The sequence below is a fragment of the Brevibacterium aurantiacum genome (assembly GCF_003932995.1).
GTDB lineage: Bacteria > Actinomycetota > Actinomycetes > Actinomycetales > Brevibacteriaceae > Brevibacterium > Brevibacterium aurantiacum.
Window position 1 is genome coordinate 3,349,316 of the sequence record NZ_CP025333.1, and the last position, 17,256, is coordinate 3,366,571.

Here is a 17,256-nt window from a genome sequence, read left to right on the forward strand (position 1 = left end):
GGCGTTCTCAGCCTCAATCCTATCCCGCGTACACATGATCACGTGCCTTCAAGCAGAGTTGAAGTCCACCGGCTCGTGTGATCCGAGGCCTTCATTCAATGCGTTGCCGCCGGCCTCGCCTGTCGTAGTCGCCCTGTCTTCCGGATAACGCTGGCGGCACGACGAATATTTCAGCAAGACCCCACTCGAGACGGAGCCCGGATCAGGGGTAGAGGCGAACCGGACTCCACTCTTCCGCCCGGGAGAGATCTGCAGGTTCGTGGCTGCCGTCGGCACGGCGGAAGACCCACCTGTCATGGAACCGGTTCTTCTGCCCCTGCCAGAACTCGATCTCGAAGACACGGACCCTGAACCCGCCCCAGTGCTCTGGTCGGGGCACGTCCTTGTCCTCATACTCCGCCAGGGCGGCATCGTATTCTGCCTGCATCTGCTCCCGACCGCTGACCGGCTGGGACTGCTTCGAGACGGAGGCTGCGATCTGTGATCCGCGGGGGCGCACGGCGAAGTAGGCGTCGGAGTCCTCGGGGGCGGCCACCTCGGCGAGGCCCCTGATCCTGACCTGCCGTTCCATATCCTGCCAGGGGAAGTTCACGGCCACCCTGGGATCGGCGCGCAGCTGCCGGCCCTTGGCAGAGTCATAGTCGGTGAAGAACATGAAACCGGTTTCGTCGATGCCCTTGAGCAGGACGATCCGCGAGGAAGGACCCCACTCGTCGAGGGTCGAGACCGTCATCGCGTTCGGTTCCCGCACGTGGCCGGCGGCCTCGTCGTACCACTGTCTGAACAGCTCCAGCGGCGAGACCTGGGGATGGTCGAAGGTCGGTGACTCGTAGGACTTCCGCGTCTGCGGCAATCGGTCGACTGGCTCACTCATACCTTCACTCTACGGCGACCCAGTGACACAACGCTCGCGCAGATACAGACATGGCGATGCCGACTCGCCGAGGCCGACATGACTCAAGATGACGGTGCCGGCCATCGGGCACAGGTAGGTGCGTCGTAGACTGTCGTGCGTGACTGCCACGAATATAGAGATCCCAGACGAACTCCTGCCCGCCGACGGACGCTTCGGCGCCGGTCCGGCCCGCATCCGCAAAGCCCAGATCGAGGCGCTGAATTCTGCCGCCGCCGATGTGCTGGGCACCAGCCACCGCCAGGCACCCGTGAAGAACCTGGTCGGGCGCATCCGCACCGGCCTGGCCGAACTCTTCAACCTGCCCTCCGGCTACGAGGTTGTCCTGGGCAACGGCGGCTCCACCGCCTTCTGGGACGTCGCCGCCTTCGGGCTGGTGCGCGAACGCGCCGCCCACGCGACCTTCGGCGAATTCGGTCAGAAGTTCGCCAAGGCCACTGACGAGGCCCCGCATCTGCAGGATTCCCTCATCCTCAAGGCCGAGCCCGGCACCTCCGCCGTCCCCTCCCCTGCTGCCCTCGCCGAGGCGACAGGCAATTCCGATGTCACGGCCGACGTCTATGCTTGGCCGCACAACGAGACCTCGACCGGTGTGGCCACCACGATCACGCGTCCCGAGGGCATCGACGAGGATTCGCTTGTCGTCATCGACGCCACCTCGGGTGCCGGCGGTCTGCCCGTCGACATCACCGCGACCGACGTCTACTACTTCGCGCCGCAGAAGAACATGGGCTCCGACGGCGGCCTGTGGGTGGCGATCATGTCGCCGAAGGCCATCGCCCGTGCCCAGGAGATCAAGGACTCGGGGCGGTGGATTCCCGCATCGCTGGATCTCGTGACCGCGATCGAGAACTCGCGCAAGGACCAGACCTACAACACTCCTGCTGTGACGACCCTGGTGCTCCTGGCTGAGCAGATCGATTGGATCAACGGCAACGGCGGCCTCGAGTGGGCCACCGCTCGCACCCGTGAGACCTCCGGTTTCGTCTACGACTGGGCCGATGCCGCCGAGGTGGCTCATCCCTTCGTGGAGAACCCTGAGGATCGCTCGTCGGTCGTGACAACCATCGACTTCGACGATTCGGTCGATGCGGCCCTCGTCGCCTCGGTGCTGCGCAACAACGGCATCGTCGACGTCGAGCCCTATCGCAAGCTGGGCCGCAACCAGCTGCGCATCGCGACCTTCGTCTCCGTCGATCCCGAGGACGTCAAGGCGCTGTTGGCCAGCATCGACTTCGTCATCGACGCCCTGGCCTGATACCTCGGGCGGCTTAGGCGCCAGCTAGGTGAGCACCAAGTGGTTCGGCGCCAGCTGCTTCGGCGCCCAATGGTTAGGTGCCGTTCCCGGCAATAGCTTTCAGCACCCCGCACCCGCAGTGTCTCAACACCCCGTTGCAACGAGGCGTTTTAGAGCTGCGAGGGCGGGGTGCTGAACTATCTGTAGGCGAAGCAGCTCACGGGAGGACGTGCGACGACCGGTGCGTGATGCGGTGGAAAGAACCCGCACGAGGCCCCCGTCCCCCGCTCCTCAGCCGAGGAAGTGGATGAGGTTTCCGATGCCGAAGGTGATGGCTGCCAGCAGCGCAAGCAGGAATTCGAGGGCGGTGCCGATGCCGATCGCCTTGAGTGATTCCCAGCTGGAGTCCCGGGCCTCTTTCGCCTCTTTGAGCCGCAGGTATTCGGCGAGGTAGAGCCCGGCGATGAAGCCGATCGGCAGACCGACGACGGGGATCACGAAGAATCCGATGATGCCGAGGAGACCTGCCAGCAGCACGGACTTGTTCGGGACCTTCATCGCCTTGAGCTTCCTGCCCGTGAGCACCAACGAGGCGCTCATACCGGCGGCGACGAAGACAGCGACGATGGCGAAGATGATCCAGGCCATCGGCCCACCGATGACGATGGCCCACACCAGCACGGCGATCGCGATGAGGATGGAACCCGGCAGCACGGGCAAGATGATGCCGAGGCAGCCGACGAGGATCGCCAATCCGACCAGCACCGAGGTGAGAATGTCCGCGTTCACTGTGTGTCCGATCTGTTGCTCATGGGGTTTTTCATATTAAGGGACCAAGTTCTGCGCAGCACTCAGGATGGCAGACGCCTGCCGACCTGCCCCTCACGAGGGTCCGGCCCGACCTTCATGAGCGTCCGGCCCGACTCTCATGGCCGTCCGTGATAGCTCACGTGGAGACGGATGCGTGATTTGGGGTCGTAGTGCAGCCGCAGGTTCTTCGCCACGATCATCCACACCAGCCCGACGGCGAAGGCGATGATCCCCGAGGCGGCCCCGACGACCATCGCCATCCGCGGTCCGTACAGGTCGGCGACCCACCCGGCCAGCGGCGCACCGATGGGGGTGCCGCCCATGACGACGGCGGCATAGATCGCCATGACCCGACCACGGTAGTGCGGTGGGGTCGTCGTCTGCACATAGGCGTTGGCTGAGGTCATCATCGTCAGCGATGCGAAGCCGACCAGCATAAGTGAGGCTGCGAAGACGTAGTAGTTGGGGATCAGGGACGCCGTCCCGACTGCGAGACCGAAGCCGCCTGCCGCACCGAAGATGAAGCGCAGCCTCGGCTTCTCCCGCTTCGCCGAGGCCAGCGCCCCGGTCACCGATCCGATCGCCATGACGGAGTTGAGCAGTCCGAAGCCGGAGGCGTCCTTGCCGAACTCGATCCGGGCCATCGTGGCGGTGTAGATGTTGAAGTTGAACCCGAAGGTCGCAACGATGAACAGCACCACAAGCACGATCGTCACATCGGGACGTTGGCGCAGGTATTTGAATCCGCCCAGGATTCCACCCGTGCCACGGCGACTCGATGGGTGAAGTCGGGTCTGATCCAGCCGGATGAGCACCGTCAGGGTCGCGGCGAACCCGAGCCCGCTGATGAGGAACACCGGCCCGGCGCCGATGAGTGCGGTGAGGACACCGGCGACGGCGGGACCGATCATGCGGGCACCGTTGAATGATGCGGAGTTGAGGCTCACCGCGTTGGGGAGCAGCTTCTCACCGACGAGTTCGGAGACGAATGCCTGCCGGGCGGGGTTGTCGAGGGTGGCCAGGATGCCCAGGGCCAGAGCCGTCAGGTAGACGTGCCAGAGTTCGATGGCGTCGGTGATGACGAGCACGAACAGCAACAGGCCCACGGCCCCCAACAGTGTCTGGGTGACCATGAGAAGTCTGCGCTTGGAGAACCTGTCGGCGATCGCTCCCGCGAAGGGGAACATGATGAGCTGTGGGCCCATCTGCAATGCCATGGTGATGCCTAGGGCGGAGGCACTGTTGTTCGTCAGGTAGGTGAGGACGATCCAGTCCTGGGCCGTCCTCTGCATCCACGTTCCGGTGTTCGAGATCAGGGCACCGGCGAACCAATGTCGGTAGTTCGGTTCTGCCAGTGACCGGAACGTGTGGGCCATCGAGTGTGTCAGCCCTCCTGGAACTCGAGTTCGCCGACGGAGTAGTCATCGACAACGGCCTCGGCAGGTTCTGTGCTCTGCTTGCTGACGTCGGTCTCAGAATGTGCTCCGCACCCGAAGTCGAGTGCGACGACCTTGCCGTCGGCCGGGGACCAGCCGTTGGCGCAGACGCCGAACTTCTGCCGCAGCGATCCCGCCAATGGCATCAGGTAACCGCAGCTGGAGCAGTGCGCCGAGGCCTTCGCCGCGAACTCGGACTCCGCGCCGGTCTCCGACTCGGCCCACCTGGTGGCCGCCGATGAGATGCCCTCGGTTGAGAGGACCCGACGACGGCCGAGCCCGAACTCAAAATTCGGAATCTCGTCCAGATTGCCGTCAGAGGTCTCTTCGACCTGCTCGAACCCCTGCTGGAGGTTCGGATCGTCTTCAACCTTCGGCAGGGTGTCCCGAGGAGTCAGATCGTCGGGTTCGAGCCGCTGTTCCCAGGGGACCCATTCCGGTGCGACGAGTGAGTCAGGACCGGGCAGCAGTGCGGTCTCGCAGACCGTGACCTTCTTGGCCCGGGGTGCGCGTGCGAGCACTGCGATCCAGCGCCAACCACGGTAGGTCGGGTCGGTGCATGCGAAGTAATGGGTGACCAGGCGAGTGCCCTCGGCCAATGTCCCCAGGTGGTCTCCGACCACGGAGCTGCCGGCCACCTCGGTGATGGCGGAACGAGCGGTATCGATCGCGGCGGCCAGCTGGGTGTCGAGGACGATCTTCTCCGACGTCGCCCGCGGGGCCTTGGCCGGCTTCACCGGCGCAGACGCCTCAGCCTGGGCCGTCGTTTCGGCAACCGACGTCGCCTCTGTGGGCGCAGGGTCGTTCGTCGGCTCGGCACTCTGGCCGGCCATCCAATCACTGAAGAGTGATGACATCAGGACTCCAAATCGTCGGCAATTGCCCGCAGCAGCGAGGCTACCTTGTTCCCGTGGGAAGGATCGGGGTAGCGGCCGTGCTGCAGTCCGTTGTTGAGGTCATCGAGTACTTTGATGACATCTTCAACCATAACCGCCATGTCTTCGGCCGGACGTCGGCGGACCTTCGCAACCTTGGTCGGGCCCGACAGCAGTCTGGCCTTAAGCACCTGGGCTCCGCGGCGGGAATCGACCACATCGTAGTCGAGGCGGGTGCCCTTGGTGACCTCGGCGTCCTCGGGCAGGACCGAGGAGTGGAGGAAGGCCTGGGAGCCGTCCTCGGCGATGACGAAGCCGAAGCCCTTGTCGACGTCGAACCATTTCACGCGTCCGGTTGGCATGATGTCCTTTCCTGTTGCTGCTCGTCGTTGGTGTTGCTCGTCGGTGTTGCTGTTCGTACTGGTCAAGCTCGTATTCGGTGATGCTCAGTGGTGCGGCGGCCTCGCTCGACCGTGTCTGTGGCTAAGTCTGCGTCTGCGTCTGCGTCTGCGTCTGTGTCTGTGGCTAAGTCTGCGTCTGTGCCGACGCCTGTATCGGCGCCTGTACCAGTGATCGCGCCAAGACCTGCATCTGACCCAGAGTCCGCGTCGCCGTCTGCGACCGCTCCTGCACTGACGCGATCCGGCATCCGATCCGGGTCAAGCTCCGGAACCTGCTCCGCGCCCGTCCTCGTGCGTGCCATCTCAGTGGTTCAACGTCACGATACTGTGCGAGATTCCGGCCGTGGCCACTCGATTCGCCCGGGACACGAACGCTGACTGCGGCCAACCTCGGCGTGGGTGCCGTCATGGTGGGAAAGTGCCCGACGCTGACTCAACGGCCACCCCGTCTCAGGCGTTCGCCTCAGCGGATGTGCGTGTGCCGTCGGCTGCGCCCGCGGCCGAGTTTCAGCTCTGGCCCACCTCGGTCTGTCTGCGTCTCAGTGCCGCTCTGACCAGGGCCACAGCGACCAAGGCGAAGGCGATCGGGAGGAGGATCATCGGCAGGTATGTCAGCAGGTGCGAGGGGGCGTAGCCCATCCAGGCCTGCCCCAGTACGCCGAGCAGCGCGACCGCTCCGACAATGGCGGCGGCAACGGCCACGACGACGATGGTCGAGTCGACACGCTTGGCTGACAATGCTCGTCCTTTCCGAGATCTGCGAACCTGTTCTGCCCACCTATTGTACCCCTCACGCTAAACTGAACAGCGATGTCAATGACCTTCAGCCAGTGGCTGTCCCACAGTGCCGATACCGACTTCGAGTCCCTCGTCCGGACCCGTCGCGATCTCCTCCAACCAGAGTCCCCGACGATTCCCTCGCTGGCCGCGGCCGCGTCCTCGCGCATCGGCGTCTCCCGGGGCATCGAAGCCCTCAGCGCCACCGAGCTCGACGTCTTCATCGACCTGGCCAAGGCCGCACGCACCACCACGGACATCAACGTGGGTGAGAATCGTCATATCGACGATGCCCTCGCCGAGGTTGTCCTCCCCCGACTGCGCGACCTGGGCCTGGCCTGGCCCTCGGCCGCCCCCAGCGAGACGGCATCGTCGCCGAAGTCCACCTGGCGGATCCAGTCCGAGGCCATCACACTCCTGCCCACCTCGGCGGCCGAATCCGCTCGGGCACTTCCGTGGCAGGCGGGATCGGCCGAGCTCGATTCGAGCACCGAGACCATCCCCACGTCGCTCATCCACAACAGCGAACGAGCCGCCGTGGCAGAGGCCATCTCCTCCCTGCGCGGGCTCGTCGATGAGTTGGCCAGCTCCCCCATCTCCCGTCTGACCAGCGGCGGAATTTCCAAACGCGATGTCACGCGGATCGGGAAGACCATCGATCTGGGACTCGAACAGACGATCACCCTGCTGCTCGCGGCGAAATCGCTCAACCTCATCGGCGTCCTCGATGACCCGCTGGATCCGCAGTGGACGGCCAGCGATGACGCCGCCGATGTCCTCGAAGGAGACAGGGCGCAGCTGTGGGCAGCACTGGTGTCCTCCTGGCTGCGTGAACCTCTCGATGTCACCCAACTGGCGGCAGGGGCCAGCGCCAACGAACGCCTCACCGTCCTCGCCTCGCCCAAGAAGTCCCTGTTCAAGGGGTTCAGCCAGTCGCAGCCGACGATGCCGCTGCTGCGCTTCACCATCCTGGAGATACTCCACGACATCGGGCAGGGATCCTCGCGCTCGGCGCAGTGGATCCACGCGCAGGTCCTGGCCAGGCGACCGCTCATTCCCGCCCATGACTTCGCAATGACGGAGGCGATCCTGCACACCGCCGGCGCCTTCGGTCTGGCGACGACGCCGCTGCAGAACTCTGAGCATTTCGGCCCCAGCAGGTTCGGCGTCCTCCTCGCCGCAGGCCTGGCTTCGGCGATGCGTGCCCAGGCTGCGCAGGATCCTTCGATCGCCCCTGTGAACTTCAGCCTCGAGAGTCTCGAGGTGCCCGGCGATGTCGTCGACGAGGTTCGGGGCGGGCTCGTCGACGAGGTCGACACCGTCCTCATCCAGTCCGATCTCACCGCCGTGGCGACCGGGCCCATCGAACCCAGGGTCCACCATATTCTGCGTAAGTTCGCCGTCGTCGAGGCACGTGGGCAGGGCACCGTGTACCGCATCGACGCCGACACGATCGAGGCGAGCATGCAGACCGGCATCAATGCCGAGGATGCCCTGGCCCAACTCGCAGAGATCAGCGCCGAGGCTCTGCCCTCGACCCTGAACTTCCTCGTCGAGAACACGGCGTCGAAGCTGCGCCGGGTCCAGGTCGCAGGTGCCCGCGCCGTCCTCGTCGTCGATGACCCCGTCGACCTCGACGTCATCCTCTCCGACCAGGCCATGCTGCCGGCCGGTCTGGAACGATTGGCCCCGACCGTGGCGATCGGGCAGCTGGGCCCCGAACGCACCATGCATCTCTTAGAGTCCGCCGAGCACCACGCCATGCTGCACTCGCCCTCGGGTCCGGTGCGCAAACGCAGGGTCATCACGCAGGCCGAGCCGGAGGTGCATCTGCGCAAGCGTGCCCGGGTCACAGATAACCACCTCGACGACTACATCCGCATCCTCCGCTCCCCCGGGGCCCGCGCGGCCCCGGTGAGAAGCACCGACGAACCCCTGGGACACATGGATCGTCTCCGGGAAGCCGCCAGTGCGGGCCAGCAGGTCACGATCACGCTCGCCGACTCCCACGGGAAGGAACGCGTCATCGAGATGCTCCCTGCCACCGTCAACGGCGGCCGCGTGCGGGGCACGGTCAAGACCACCGGCGCCGAGGCGTCCCTGTCGATCTCGCGCATCGTCAGTGTCGATGTGGCCGGTGCTCAATCCGATGGTGCGGAGGAACAATCCTGAGGACACATGCGTTGTGCCCTCGGAAGTCACCTCGGCGTGGGAAGAAGCAGGAACACATATGAACGGTCCGTTGATCGTGCAGTCCGACCGGACTGTGCTGTTGGAGTCGGGGCATCCCCTGGCCGTCGAGGCGGCTGTGGCGATCGCACCCTTCGCGCAGCTGTCGCGGACCCCGGAATACATCCACACGTACACGATCACCCCGCTGGGGCTGTGGAACGCCCGGGCCAGCGGCCATGACGCGGAGTCCGTCGTCGACGTCCTCCTCGAGTTCGCGAAGTACCCGGTGCCTCATGAGCTGCTCGTCGACATCGTCGACATCATGGACCGCTTCGGCGTGCTCACCCTCGTCGACAATCCGATCCACGGACTGACCCTGACCTCGGCAGACACGGATCTGCTCGCCTCGCTCATCAGCCAGCCGGATCTTGTGGGCAAGTTCGGCAAATCCCTCGATGCCGAATCTGTCCTCGTCCATCCTTCGGAGCGCGGTGAGCTCAAGCATGCGCTGCTGCAGCTGGGTCATCCCGTCTCCGACCATGCCGGCTATGTCGACGGTGAGGCCCACGAGATCGCCCTGTCCGATGATGCCCATGGCGGGCAGTGGCATCTGCGCGACTATCAGAAGGAGGCGATCGACCACTCCCTCAGCGGCGAGTCCGGCGTCGTCGTTCTGCCCTGCGGTGCTGGCAAGACCATCGTCGGAGTGGCCACGATGTCGCGGGTGCAGACGACGACGCTGATCCTCGTGACGAACTCCGTGGCCGCTCGGCAGTGGAAGGACGAAATCCTCGCGCGCACCTCGCTGACCGAGGACGAGGTCGGTGAGTACTCGGGGTCGACGAAGGAGATCCGGCCGATCACCATCGCTACCTATCAGGTGCTGACCACGCGCCGCAAAGGCTCCTACCTGCATCTCGAGCTCCTTGATGCCAAGGATTGGGGTCTGGTCATCTATGACGAGGTCCACCTGCTGCCGGCACCGATCTTCCGTCTGACCGCGAGCCTGCAGGCCAGGCGGCGGCTCGGGCTTACGGCCACCCTGGTCCGTGAGGACGGACGTGAGGACGAGGTGTTCTCCCTCATCGGGCCCAAGCAGTACGAGGTGCCGTGGAAGGAACTCGAGCGCATGGGCTACATCGCCACCGCCTCCTGCCACGAAGTCCGGGTCCGCCTCGACGGAGGAACCCGCACCGCCTATGCCCGTGCCGATGGTGAGGATCGGTACCGGCTGGCTGCGACGTCGGATGCGAAGCTGCCGATCGTGCGTGAGCTCGTCGCCGACCACCCGAAGGCGCAGATCCTCGTCATCGGCCAGTACCTCGATCAGCTCGAAGAGGTCGGGCGCGAACTCGACGCTCCTGTGCTGACCGGTCAGACGCCGGAATCGCAGCGCCAGGAGCTCTTCCGCGACTTCCGGTCCGGCGCGATCCCGGTTCTCGTGGTGTCGAAGGTCGCGAACTTCTCCGTCGACCTGCCGGCGGCATCCGTGGCGATCCAGGTCTCAGGTGCCTTCGGCTCCCGGCAGGAGGAGGCCCAGCGCCTGGGGCGGATTCTGCGGCCGAAGGAAGACTCCGGATCCGCGACGTTCTACACCGTCGTCGCCGCCGACACCGTCGACGAGCACTTCGCCGCCCAGCGTCGTCGCTTCCTCACCGAGCAGGGCTACAGCTACGACATCGAGGTCCGCTGAGTCAGCCTGCGCCACGTGGCTCAGCACCTGAGCGCCAGGTTGCTGCGGCTCAGACCGAGACGAGCTCCTCGGACGTGACGACGACCTCGCGGGAAGCGACCCGGCGGGCCAGACGCGCCTCGCCCCATTTGATGAACCCGACGCCGGCGACGATGAAGACACCGCCGAAGAGCTGGATGGGTGCGGGCATCTCGAACAGGATCAGCCAGGCGACGATGACGGAGAAGGGCACCTCGATGAGGTTGACGAAGGAGCCGACCGTGGCACCGATGTAGCGCAGGCCGAGGATGCCGGTGATGTAGGCGCCGACGGTGAAGACGACGATCATCGCCATAGGCAGGATCCACGAAACTTTGTAGCCGCCGAAATCGACATCGGCAGCGACCGCACCGGCCGGCATGACTCCCGTGAAGACGATGAGCGACATCGCCAGGGCCCCGACGCCCATGCCCAACCCGGTCAGTGCAACCGGTGGGACGTTGATGGAGTCCTTCGCCGAGACGAGGAAGTAGCTGGCCAGGCAGACCGCAGCTGCAAGAGCCATGACGACACCGAAGATGCTGATATCGGAGTTACGGAGATTGAGGATGAGGACGAGCCCGATCATCGAGACCACCACACCGATGAAGGTCACCGTCGCCGGACGAGTCCGCGTCCGCGCCCAGATCCAGAAGACGATGAGCATCGGTGCGGTCATCTCGAGCAGCAGCGCCACCGCCACGGTGAGATGCTCGACGGCGACGAAGTAGAAGCCCTGGACACCGGCCATCGACACGAGGCCGTAGGTGAGCACAGTCTTCCAATGCCTGCGCACCTCGTCCCAGCGTCCGCGCAGGGCAATGATGCTGGGCACGAGCAGCAGAACGGCCGATCCGGCCAGTCGGATGAGCACGACCGAGCCCGGGGTCCACCCGATCTCATACATCGTCTTCGCGATCGGTCCCGAGACCGCGAAGAAGAATGCCGAGGCAAGCGTGAGGAGAAACCCCATGACGACGGTACGACTCATTCTTGACCTCCTGAAGTGCATGACTGCTGAAACGATGATGGACGCGCTGGTGGAAATGTGATCCGAGTGCGGTGGGAGTGGGGCACATGCCGGCACCCTCGCCGAGGTGGGGCCCAGTCCCGGAGGACTCTGACGTTGGTCTGCCGCCTGAATCCAGTATTGAACACGCCCGTGAAATGAGTCAAGTGCATTTTGGTCCTTACATCGCTGTGGCAGAATGTGCCCACCATGCCTTTTGCCTATGACATTCGCTCGAATCTCACGATGCTCGTCGACCTCCTCAATACCTCCGGAGCACTCGCCGAGGACGGAGACGAGCTGACGACAACCGCCGGACTCCGCGGATTCGCGGCCCGGCACGACTTCTCGGGCCCCATTCGGGCCACGAAATCCGATGTCGATGAGACGCGTCGCCTGCGGGAGAGATTCGCTCTTGCGCTCGACGCGACCCTCGACGCTGTGACACCTGCCGAGGTCGCGGCGGGCGAAGAGAGCGTCGTCAATGAGGTCAATCTCACACTCCGCGAGGCCAATGCACTGCCCCTGCTCGTCAAGCACGGGGAATGGGACTGGCACCTGCACGGGGTGGGCGAGTCGGCGAGCCTGGCCGATCGCGTCGCCGCCGACGTCGCACTCGTCCTCATCGACCTCATCCGCAGCGGAGACCTCGACCGTCTCGGCCGCTGCGCCGCCGAGGACTGCGACGCCTACCTGGCCGACTTCAGCCGCAACCGCTCGAAGCGCTTCTGCGATACCGGCAACTGCGCGAACCGCACGCACGTGGCCGCATTCCGCGCCCGGCAGGCAGACTCCTGAGAGATCAGCCCCCTGGAACAACGACCGGAGTCCTAATACGACAGCCGGAGCCCCGCCTCGGCGATGGCCAGCGAGCACGCATCGACATTTCTGTGCAATAGACGTGCGCGAGCACATATAACCCTCAATTTGTGGTGGCGTTCCTGTGAACGCATGCGGCACTTCGGTCCCCACGGGACTTTTCTGAGAGTTTTTTAGTGACTCACGTCACATTCGCATTCAGGGAACTGTCAAGCCACTCTCAGAATTGAGCTTCAGACTGGATGCATGACTACAGCAAACGATACCGACATCGAAGCCACACTCCTCGTTGTCGACGATGAGCCCAATATCCGCGAACTCCTCTCGACCAGCCTGCGCTTCGCAGGATTCGACGTCGTCTCGGCTGCCAACGGCGCCGAAGCTCTTCGTCTGGCCGAGCAGACCAACCCCGATCTCCTCGTCCTCGACGTGATGCTGCCGGACATGGACGGCTTCACCGTCACGCGTCGCCTCCGCCAGATCGGCATGAACGCTCCGGTCGTGTTCCTCACCGCCCGTGATGACACCTCGGACAAGATCACCGGCCTGACCGTCGGCGGCGATGACTACGTCACGAAGCCCTTCAGCCTCGAAGAGGTCGTCGCCCGCATCCGCGCCGTGCTGCGTCGGACCCGCAGCCTCGAGGACGAAGAGAACGCCGTCATCATGGCCGGCGATCTCGAACTCGATGACGACACCCACGAGGTGCGTCGCTCGGGAATCCTCATCGATCTCTCCCCCACCGAGTTCAAACTGCTGCGTTACCTCATGCTCAACACCAACCGTGTGCTCTCGAAGTCCCAGATCCTCGACCATGTCTGGGAATACGACTTCGGCGGCGACACCGGAATCGTCGAGTCCTACATCTCCTACCTGCGTCGCAAGATCGATGTCACACCGGAGACTGACGCCGCCGGACACCCTGTCGAGATGGAATGGACGCCGATGATCCAGACCAAGCGCGGTGTGGGTTACATGCTGCGCACACCGGAATCCAAGTAGTCGGACAAGCTCAGGCGCTAGATTACTTACGTGGCAAAAGAATCCCGTCCCACCCGACCCGGCTTCTGGGAAGAATGGTCGCTGACCACCAAGCTGCTGGCCATCATGATGCTGCTCATGCTGCTCGTTCTCTCCGGAACGAGCGCCTGGGTACTCGAGAACCTTCGAGACAGTCTCGTCGAACGCACGGATGAGAGACTCATCAATGCTTCGGAGACGCTTGCCAAGCAGGCCTACCAGGATGTGTTCCAGCCTGCCCAGCTGCAGTCGTCTTCGTCGTCGGACAAGAACGAGTCAGCGGACTCGGACGGCAGCGACGGGTCGGATTCCTCCACCGAGACTCCCACCACCATCGATTCGAGTTCCTGGGACGAGCTCAAGACTCTGATGCCTGGTGGCTTCTACGTCCAGTTCTATGACACGGACGGCAAGCCGCTCAGCGATCCTGTGGCTCCGGAGCCTGGTAACAGCCCGGTTCTGCCGAAGATCAACGAGTCGAAGGTCTATGCGCAGGGCGGAGAGCCATTCACCGTCCCCGGGACCACCTCGCAGTGGCGCGCTCGGGCGATGAAAGTTCAGAACACGGACGTGCTCGTTTCGATCGCTGTGCCCTTCGACCGCGAGATCGACAACATCAATGAGCGTGCTCGCAATACGATGATCGGCATCGGACTGCTGGCGCTGGCCATGGTGGCAGGAGTCGGATACTGGGCGATCAACAACACCTTCCGGCCGCTGCGCGACATCGAGACGACCGCCTCACGGATCGCCGCCGGTGACCTGAGTCAGAGGGTGCCGACATTCCCCCGCAACACCGAACTCGGTCGTCTGTCGGGCGCACTGAACACGATGTTGGGGCGAATCGAGGACTCCTTCGACGGACAGACGCGGTCGGAGAAGCGCATCCGCCAGTTCGTCTCCGATGCCTCGCACGAACTGCGCACACCACTGGTCACGATCCGCGGCTATGCCGAGCTCTACCGGCAGGGCGCGATCACGAAATCCGATGACATCGGAAATGCCATGGAGCGGATGGAGTCTGAGGCCAAACGTATGGGCGTCCTGGTCGACGACCTCGTAGTGCTGGCCCGTCTCGATGAGCAGCGACCCGCTGAGATCGGTCCAGTCGACCTCCACCGGATCGCCCGCGACGCCGCCGCCGACGCAGCCGCTCAGGCCCCCGACCGTGACATCAGCTTCATCGGACTCGATGGGGAAGACGCCCAGCCGGTGCCGATGATCAGGGGCTCGGAATCGAAGATCCGCCAGGTCGTCGTCAACCTCGCCGGCAACGCTGTCCGCCACACCCCCGAGCACACCGCCATCGAGTTCGCCGTCGGCGTCGTCGGCGGCCGCGCCGAGGCGAGCGCGGAGTCAGCAGAGGCGTCGAACGGTCAGGACACCGAGTCCAAGACCGGTGCCAACAAGACCGGGGCGAACAAGGCTGCGGCCAAGGACAAGTCCCGCGAGCGCGGATTCGTCACCGGCGGCGTACGCATCTTCCGCCGAGGCGACTCGAACGGCAACGATCAGAACGACGCCCAGGCGCCTGCAGGAATCGTGCCGGATATGACAGCGGCCGGGTCGATCACGGTCGACGATTCGCTGCGCGGATTCCCCAACGGACGAGTCAGGATCGAAGTTCGCGATCACGGCGATGGAATCGACCCCGAGGTTGTACCCCGGATCTTCGAGAGGTTCTACCGCCTCGACGTGTCCAGGACTCGCGATACCGGCGGGTCGGGTCTCGGGCTGTCCATCGTCAAGGCGATCGTAGAGAACCACCACGGTGCGATATCAGTGCACCAGACCCCGGGCGGCGGTGCAACGTTCCGCATCGATCTGCCCATCTCAGAAACTGAAGACAGCGCTCCGGACGCACGAAAGGACGAGCGATGAGCAGCAACGACCCTAACAATCAGGGCAACAACTCCGACTACAGGGGCCGGCACGGGGATCAGGATCACCGTACGTTCCCCACCGATGGCTCACGCGAATCCTCAGACAACCCCCGCAGCTCGGCAGCAGGATCCCAAAGCCCTGCAGACAAGTCCCGCCGTTCTGCCGAGGTCCCCCGTACCTTCCCGAACAACACGACTGGCTCGAGTGGTCCTGCGCGGGTCAGTCCTCCGGTCGCGCCATCGTCCCGTTCGAACAGTTCTGAGCAGGGCCAGACACCGTGGCAGGGTCAGGATCCCAGACAACGTCAGGCTCCGTGGCAAGGCCAGGACCCGAGGCGCAGCCAAGAGTCGGATCCCTCCCAGGTGCAGCCGACTCGTGCTCAACCCCCTGTGAACGCGTCGACCGACCACACCGCGCAATCCGGAATTCCCACCCAATCAGGGGCAGCTGGCTATCAAGGCCAACAGGGTTATCAGAATCCTCAGGGGCAGCCAGGCCAGCAGAGTCAGTCGGGACAGCAGGGCCAGCCTCCACAGGGTCCCGGCGCTGGTGCGAACCAGTCGTACGACGGCACCCAGCCCTATGGTGACACTCAGCGCTACGGCAGCACCCAGCGTTATGATCGCGGCCCAGACAACGGCGTCGGCGGTCACTCCGGCTATCCCTATCCCGGAACCGATACAACCCACGGCGCATCACAGGCTGACCCCAATTCCTCCACTGCCACGAATCCCTACGGCACGCCGTATGCGCAGGGAGCCGGGCAGCCCGGGACAGGGTCTGGCCCAGGCGCAGGTACAGCTGCGGTGGGAGCCGGTGCCGGAGCCGCAGCGGGTGCGGGTGCGGGTGCCGCGGGCGCAGCCGCCTACGGTCACATGGGCAGCCAGCAGAATCACGGCGGCTACCCCCAGACCGGTTCCGCAGGCTTCTACTCCGGCCCCGGCGGCCAAGGAGCCCCCGGCGACCCCAACGGACCCAACGGACCCGGTGGCCCCAATGGACCCGGTGGTCCCAATGGACCCGGTGGTCCAGGCGGTCCTTACGGTCCAAGACCGTACGGAGTCGAAGCACCACCTCGGCGAGAGAAGCGAGGGCCGGGCTGGATCGCCACCATCGCGATCGCCGCGGTCGCAGCGCTTCTGGGCGGAGGTGCAGCCTTCGGCGGTAGCTACGCCGTCAACGCTCTCGGCGGCGAGGACTCACGCAAGGTCGCTGATCAGACCATCGAAACCCCGGATTGGACCGAGGTCGCCAAGGACACTTCCCAGAGTGTCGTCTCGATCCAGGTCGGCACAAGTGGACAGGTGCAGGGACTGGGCTCAGGCTCGATCTACGACGACCAGGGTCACGTCATCACGAACAACCACGTGGTGGCTCCTGCCGACACACCCTCCGGCGAGATCGCTGTGACGATGAAGAACGGGGGGACGGTGAAAGCAGAGATCGTCGGCCGCGATCCCTCGACGGATATCGCCGTCATCAAACTCGACCAAGTTCCCAAGGACGCAGGTCCACTCCCCGTCGGTGACTCGAAGAAGATGAAGGTCGGAGATCCGGTGATGGCACTGGGCAATCCGCTGGGTCTTGCGGATTCGGTCACCACCGGCATCGTCTCGGCCCTCGACCGGCCGGTCTCTACGGAGAACATCGGCGAGGACGCGACCTCGCAGGAGAAGGAGATGACGATCACGAACGCCATCCAGACGGATGCGGCGATCAACCCCGGCAACTCCGGCGGTCCGCTGGTCGACGGTGATGGCAACTTCATCGGTGTGAATTCCGCTGCGGCTTCGCTGAGCCAAGCCGGCGAAGGAGGCCAGTCAGGATCGATCGGCATCGGGTTCGCCATCCCCTCCTCGCAGGCCGTGATGATTGCCGACCAGCTCATCTCCAGCGGCAAGGCACTGCATCCGTTCCTCGGGATCACGCTGACGGACGGACAGATCAACAGCGGCGGAGCTACCCAGGGCAGCGCGAAAGTGCAGTCTGTGCAGTCCGGGTCACCGGCAGACAAGGCGGGTTTCAAGGACGGCGATGACATCGTGGCCGTGGGCGGAACCAAGGTCAACAATGCCATCGCTCTGCGTGCACTCGTCCGTGCGCAGCCGACGAACACCCCCGTCGACTTCACGGTCGTGCGCGGCGGTCAGGAACAGACGCTGAAGACGACATTGGTCCTGAAGTGATGACAT

At 64.5% G+C, this 17,256-nt stretch carries 14 protein-coding genes; 7 read left to right on the forward strand and 7 right to left on the reverse strand.

Annotated elements, in window-relative coordinates; all coding sequences use genetic code 11:
• Positions 1-202: 202 nt before the first annotated feature.
• Positions 203-874, reverse strand: a complete 672-nt coding sequence (gene pdxH / locus CXR25_RS15500) for a pyridoxamine 5'-phosphate oxidase (protein WP_009881902.1) — start codon at positions 872-874, stop codon at positions 203-205.
• Positions 875-1,013: 139 nt separating this feature from the next.
• On the opposite strand from pdxH, the gene serC reads away from it, so the two are divergent.
• Positions 1,014-2,171 carry a phosphoserine transaminase gene (serC, locus tag CXR25_RS15505; RefSeq protein ID WP_009881901.1) on the forward strand — a complete coding sequence of 386 codons (1,158 nt, stop codon included), beginning with the start codon at positions 1,014-1,016 and terminating at the stop codon, positions 2,169-2,171.
• A 270-nt stretch (positions 2,172-2,441) separates the two neighbouring features.
• Here serC and CXR25_RS15510 read toward each other — a convergent pair whose 3' ends face one another.
• The 5 genes from CXR25_RS15510 to CXR25_RS15530 form a co-directional block, all read right to left on the reverse strand.
• A complete protein-coding gene (locus CXR25_RS15510; RefSeq protein ID WP_009881900.1) occupies positions 2,442-2,939 on the reverse strand; it encodes a DUF456 domain-containing protein in 498 nt (165 codons plus the stop codon).
• Positions 2,940-3,076: 137 nt separating this feature from the next.
• Positions 3,077-4,336, reverse strand: coding sequence for an MFS transporter (locus tag CXR25_RS15515; protein ID WP_125240780.1), 1,260 nt, complete (start codon positions 4,334-4,336; stop codon positions 3,077-3,079).
• Positions 4,337-4,344: 8 nt separating this feature from the next.
• Complete coding sequence (locus tag CXR25_RS15520; protein ID WP_009881898.1) at positions 4,345-5,253, reverse strand: DUF3027 domain-containing protein; 909 nt, start codon at positions 5,251-5,253, stop codon at positions 4,345-4,347.
• Complete coding sequence (locus CXR25_RS15525) at positions 5,253-5,633, reverse strand: cold-shock protein (RefSeq protein ID WP_009881897.1); 381 nt, start codon at positions 5,631-5,633, stop codon at positions 5,253-5,255. Before CXR25_RS15525 ends, CXR25_RS15520 begins: the two co-directional genes overlap by 1 nt.
• Before the next feature lie 546 nt (positions 5,634-6,179).
• On the reverse strand, positions 6,180-6,410 hold the full coding sequence (locus tag CXR25_RS15530) for a hypothetical protein (protein ID WP_009881896.1): 231 nt from the start codon (positions 6,408-6,410) through the stop codon (positions 6,180-6,182).
• 72 nt (positions 6,411-6,482) lie between these two features.
• Here CXR25_RS15530 and CXR25_RS15535 point away from each other — a divergent pair, with 72 nt between their 5' ends.
• Both CXR25_RS15535 and CXR25_RS15540 read left to right on the forward strand, forming a co-directional pair.
• The gene (locus CXR25_RS15535) at positions 6,483-8,621 is read left to right on the forward strand and encodes a helicase-associated domain-containing protein (RefSeq protein ID WP_241212349.1); all 2,139 of its coding nucleotides are present in this window, start codon (positions 6,483-6,485) and stop codon (positions 8,619-8,621) included.
• Positions 8,622-8,679: 58 nt separating this feature from the next.
• Positions 8,680-10,314: a DNA repair helicase XPB gene (locus CXR25_RS15540; protein ID WP_125240927.1), complete on the forward strand. Its 1,635-nt coding sequence runs from the start codon at positions 8,680-8,682 to the stop codon at positions 10,312-10,314.
• A 49-nt stretch (positions 10,315-10,363) separates the two neighbouring features.
• On the opposite strand, the gene CXR25_RS15545 is transcribed toward CXR25_RS15540, so the two are convergent.
• The gene (locus CXR25_RS15545; protein WP_035278244.1) at positions 10,364-11,323 is read right to left on the reverse strand and encodes an EamA family transporter; all 960 of its coding nucleotides are present in this window, start codon (positions 11,321-11,323) and stop codon (positions 10,364-10,366) included.
• Positions 11,324-11,551: 228 nt separating this feature from the next.
• Here CXR25_RS15545 and CXR25_RS15550 point away from each other — a divergent pair, with 228 nt between their 5' ends.
• The 4 genes from CXR25_RS15550 (at position 11,552) to CXR25_RS18715 (ending at position 17,250) form a co-directional block, all read left to right on the forward strand.
• Positions 11,552-12,139: a CGNR zinc finger domain-containing protein gene (locus tag CXR25_RS15550; protein WP_009881892.1), complete on the forward strand. Its 588-nt coding sequence runs from the start codon at positions 11,552-11,554 to the stop codon at positions 12,137-12,139.
• Positions 12,140-12,406: 267 nt separating this feature from the next.
• On the forward strand, positions 12,407-13,162 hold the full coding sequence (locus CXR25_RS15555; protein ID WP_009881891.1) for a response regulator transcription factor: 756 nt from the start codon (positions 12,407-12,409) through the stop codon (positions 13,160-13,162).
• 30 nt (positions 13,163-13,192) lie between these two features.
• Entirely contained in the window at positions 13,193-15,061 is a 1,869-nt protein-coding gene (locus tag CXR25_RS15560) for a sensor histidine kinase (RefSeq protein WP_069600850.1), read from the forward strand.
• Positions 15,058-17,250, forward strand: coding sequence for a S1C family serine protease (locus tag CXR25_RS18715; protein ID WP_164513991.1), 2,193 nt, complete (start codon positions 15,058-15,060; stop codon positions 17,248-17,250). The genes CXR25_RS15560 and CXR25_RS18715 overlap by 4 nt, the downstream gene beginning before the upstream one ends.
• Positions 17,251-17,256: the final 6 nt, after the last annotated feature.